Raw genomic sequence first — 4,019 nt, forward strand, 5'->3', positions numbered from 1 at the left:
ACTGCAACGACCGACGCCGCAGCAGCGCCTGCGGCAGCTCCCGCCCAGAACCTGACGGGCAACGTGTCGATCACCACGAACTACAAGTTCCGTGGCCAGGACCAGGACATGATCGGCAAGAACGACTACGCCAAGACCAAGGGCTTCAAGCCCGCCATCCAGGGCGGCCTGGACTACGCCTTCGGCGACAGCGGCTTCTACGTGGGCAACTGGAACTCCAGCGTCAACTGGCTCAAGGGCAACAGCATCGAGATGGACGTGTACGGCGGCTACAAGTTCAAGGCCGGCCCGCTGGACATGGACGTCGGCGCGCTCACCTACATCTACCCGGGCAACTCCTCGGGCAACACCACCGAGCTTTACGTCGCGGGCACCTACGCCAACGAGACCCTCGGCTCGTTCACCGCCAAGTATTCGCACACCGTGTCGAAGGACTACTTCAACTTTGCCGGCAACAAGGCCGGCTCGGGATTGAAGGGCACCAACACCGGCTACCTGAACCTGTCGTACAGCAAGGAGATCGTGCCCAAGGTCACGCTGAAGGCCGCGCTCGGCTACACGAGCCTGTCGAGCGACATCCGGAACAACACGCCCTACAGGAGCTATGTCGACTACAGCATCGGCGCTTCGTACGATTTCGGCGGAGGCCTGTCGCTGACCGGTTCCGTGCAGGGAGCGAACAGGAAGAGTGCGTACAACACGGCGGCCGGACCGCTGTATGACTTCGGCTACTTCTCCACGCAGCAGCAATATTCACCCAACAAGACGCGCTTCATCCTTACGCTGACGAAGACGCTCTGAACCTGAAGGCGACAGGCGCGCCGCGGCGTGCCTTCGTGAATGCCATGCCTCCGGCAGAAACGCTCTGGTCCCGGGTCGGGGCGTGGGTTCGGGTGGCTCGTGCCTTGCCGGACATGAGCCTGCATTGGTCCTGCTGCGGCACGCCATTGCTCGATTCCGCACAGGAAAGACTTGAAAGCAGTGGCGATGCCGAGGTTCTTCTGGCTTGCTGTGGCCATTGCGGGGCGCGCTGGCTGGGCGTCGCGCCTCGCAAGGCAGGCACCGCCCATCACTGGGTGCCGCTGCCCGGGAGCGACTTCGCCGCGTTGCTGCGCACCGGCAACTGCTCGATCGCCCTGAGCCCCGGCCGCCCGCGCGAGCGGATCTCGCGCTCGTCCACGGCCAGTTCCGGATCGGGCCAGCGCTGAAGCAACGCGCTTCGGCCTTTGCCATCGTCGCGGCGCATCGTGAAGCGCGCCCCCGCAAATCGCAAATGCCCGGGTACCAGCCGCGATTTTTTACGCGGCATTTCTATCTCCGGCTGCATTGTTTACACCGTTTTCACACGCCGCTTCCGATACTGGAGCCGTGTTCTTTTCCATTGCAGGAACTTCATGGCTTACGCCGCCTATCGGGAATATGCAGGCACCGTGCGTGCCAGGTGCGAGACGACTTTCAAGGTGCTCGATGTCACGGTGCCATCGGTGGACGCGTGCCGCGTCCGGCGCGGCATCGCCGCATGCAAGGGCGCCGGCGTGTTGCGCTGCGAACCCCTGATGCGCGTGAATGCAACCTGCGAGAGCGGCGCTCCGCGCGCCCGCCTCCTGATCCGCCTGCCGCTGGAGAGCTATGCCTCCGTGATGCACTGTCTTCTCGAGTGCGCGCCCGACGGGGAAATAGGCCACCTCACGAGCTGGCGCGAACATCTCCAGCGCTACGGCATCGCCAATGGCGGCTGAGCTGGAGGGAGCGTTCGCCGATGCGGCGATCGCTCCCGGCCGGACGCTTGTCCGCGGTTGCCCGAACCGGGTTGCGCCGGCAAACCGGCAGCAAGCATCACGGCTTCGGCAGCCGCCGGAGATCCTGCGGGGCGAAGAGATCGACGTGCTGGAGCGGATTCTCGAATCGGGCGTGAGCCTCGCGCTGTGGAATCGCGCGCAGCAGGCACCCATTGCGGCATGGCTGGACGCCTTGCCCCTGGCCAGGCACCCCACGGCCCGGCTGCAACTGCGCGCAGCCGAAGCCGCAACTGCACTGCACGCGGCATGCAAGGCGTCGCGCACGCCGGCCGGACCCGAACGGGATGCGCTCGTGGCGGACATCGACATGCTGGTCACGCGCTTTGCGCTGATCACCGGAAGCCCCTGGGTGGATTTGGCACTGCAGGTCCGCGGCCGCGATACCGATGAAGACTGGCACATCGAAAGCGCCGGGCGGCATCTGCTGTGCAGCTACAGCGGCCTGGGCATGGAATGGGTGGCATCCCGCCATGCAGGAACGGCGTTGCGGGCACCGAAGGGTTTCGCAGGCCCTTTCGAGCGCATGCCGCTTCAGGCGGTTGCGCTCCTGCACGGCCGCAGCGTGGATGCCAATGGCTGTGAGCGTGCGCTGGTGCACCGTTCGCCGCAATTGAGCAATGCCTGGTCGCATCGCTTCGCCCTGCGCCTGGGCGAACTGCGTCAGGAGCGTGCGCATCTTCACGATGATTTCCGGTGCCGGCAGCAGGCCGCGGCGGAAGTCCCGGTCCTGGCTCAGTACGCTCCGCGCGATTCGGGCGCCGAGGGGGCCGCAGCCGGCGCGCCGAGGAAATCGGCCGCCAGCTTGCGCGCCGCGCCCGCGTACAGCAGCACATCCACCCCCACGGCGACGAAGGTGCAGCCGAGTTCGAGATAGCGCCGCGCCAGCTTCGGGTCGGAGGTCAGCGTGCCCGCCGCCTTGCCCGAAGCCACGATGGTCCGCATCGCGTTCTCGATGGCGGCCTGCACTTCGGGATGGCCGGGTCGTCCGCGATGGCCCATGGAGGCCGCGAGATCGGCCGGCCCGATGAACACGCCATTCACGCCGTCGACGGCGCAGATCTGCTCGAGTTTGGACAGCGCCGTCACCGTCTCCGCCTGCACCAGCAGGCAGACTTCGCCGTCGGCGATGTCGAGGTAGTCGGTGCGCGCGCTCCACTGCGAAGCACGTCCGACCGCGCTGCCCACGCCGCGGATGCCGAGCGGCGGATAGCGCGTGGCCGACACCAGTGCACGCGCCTGCTCGGCGGTGTCGACCATCGGCACCAGCAGGTTCTTCGCGCCGATGTCGAGCAGCTGCTTGATGAGCGCGGTATCGCCCTGCACGGCGCGCACCACCGGCTGTGCGCGATGCGGCGCCACCGCCTGCAGCGCGGCCAGCGTGGATCGCAGGTCGTTGGGGGCGTGTTCGCCGTCGACCAGCAGCCAGTCGAAGCCGGCGGTCGCGCTGACCTCGGCCATGTACGGATCGGCCATCGAGAGCCAGAGGCCGACCTGCGGCTGTCGTGCGGCCAGGGCCGCCTTGAAGGAGTTGCTTGCGGGCATGTTTTTCCTGAAGAGGAGGTCGGGGCGCCGGGAGTCAGTCGAGCTGACCCTGGCACACGTACTTGGTGTGCAGGTAGTCGTCCAGCCCGTGGACCGAACCTTCGCGGCCGTAGCCGGAGTCCTTGACGCCGCCGAAGGGTGCCGCCTCGGCTGCCAGAGCGCCTTCGTTGATGCCGACGATGCCTGTCTCCAGCGCGTCGGCCACGCGCCAGATGCGGCGCACGTCGCGCGAATAGAAGTACGCGGCGAGCCCGAAGGGCGTGTCGTTGGCGGCGGCGATCACCTCGGCTTCGCTCGTGAAGCGGGTGAGCGGCGCGACCGGGCCGAAGGTTTCCTCGCAGGCGCAGGCCATGGTCGAGTCCGCGTCGGCCAGCACGGTGGGCGCGAAGTAGTTGCTGCCCAGTGCAGGCAGCCGCGTGCCGCCGGTGAGCACGCGTGCGCCGCGCGCCACGGCGTCCTGCACGTGGCGTTCGATCTTTTCCACCGCGCGCGCGTTGATCATCGGGCCGATCTGCGAAGACTCGTCGCTGGCGGGGCCGACGCGCAGCGCCGCCACGCGCGCGACCAGCAGATCGGCGAAGCGCTCGTGCACCGCCTCGTGCACGAACACGCGGTTGGGGCACACGCAGGTCTGCCCGCCGTTGCGGAACTTCGCGGCCATCAGGCCTTCGACCGCGG

5 protein-coding genes and 1 pseudogene are annotated in these 4,019 nt (G+C 67.4%); 3 read left to right on the forward strand and 3 right to left on the reverse strand.

Translation table 11 applies throughout. The features are described from left to right. On the forward strand, positions 1 to 801 hold an 801-nt coding region (locus ACT6S0_RS27140), incomplete at its 5' end, for a TorF family putative porin (RefSeq protein WP_444766839.1). A 268-nt stretch (positions 802 to 1,069) separates the two neighbouring features. Here the strand turns inward: ACT6S0_RS27140 and ACT6S0_RS27145 are convergent. Continuing rightward, positions 1,070 to 1,309, reverse strand: a complete 240-nt coding sequence (locus ACT6S0_RS27145) for a hypothetical protein (RefSeq protein WP_444766840.1) — start codon at positions 1,307 to 1,309, stop codon at positions 1,070 to 1,072. Between the two features lie 85 nt (positions 1,310 to 1,394). On the opposite strand from ACT6S0_RS27145, the gene ACT6S0_RS27150 reads away from it, so the two are divergent. Together ACT6S0_RS27150 and ACT6S0_RS27155 are read left to right on the forward strand one after the other, a co-directional pair. Then, positions 1,395 to 1,739 carry a hypothetical protein gene (locus ACT6S0_RS27150; RefSeq protein ID WP_444766841.1) on the forward strand — a complete coding sequence of 115 codons (345 nt, stop codon included), beginning with the start codon at positions 1,395 to 1,397 and terminating at the stop codon, positions 1,737 to 1,739. After that, a pseudogene (locus ACT6S0_RS27155) lies at positions 1,729 to 2,436 on the forward strand (DUF1826 domain-containing protein); the annotation flags it as partial. The gene ACT6S0_RS27150 and the pseudogene ACT6S0_RS27155, both read left to right, overlap by 11 nt. A 95-nt stretch (positions 2,437 to 2,531) precedes the next feature. Here the strand turns inward: ACT6S0_RS27155 and hpaI are convergent. Next, the gene (gene hpaI / locus ACT6S0_RS27160; RefSeq protein WP_444766842.1) at positions 2,532 to 3,341 is read right to left on the reverse strand and encodes a 4-hydroxy-2-oxoheptanedioate aldolase; all 810 of its coding nucleotides are present in this window, start codon (positions 3,339 to 3,341) and stop codon (positions 2,532 to 2,534) included. A gap of 34 nt (positions 3,342 to 3,375) precedes the next feature. Further along, positions 3,376 to 4,019 (reverse strand): aldehyde dehydrogenase family protein (locus ACT6S0_RS27165; protein WP_444766843.1); only part of this gene is annotated, 644 nt, incomplete at its 5' end.

Origin of the sequence: Roseateles sp., from assembly GCF_052436255.1 — a bacterium.
Taxonomy (GTDB): domain Bacteria; phylum Pseudomonadota; class Gammaproteobacteria; order Burkholderiales; family Burkholderiaceae_C; genus Pelomonas.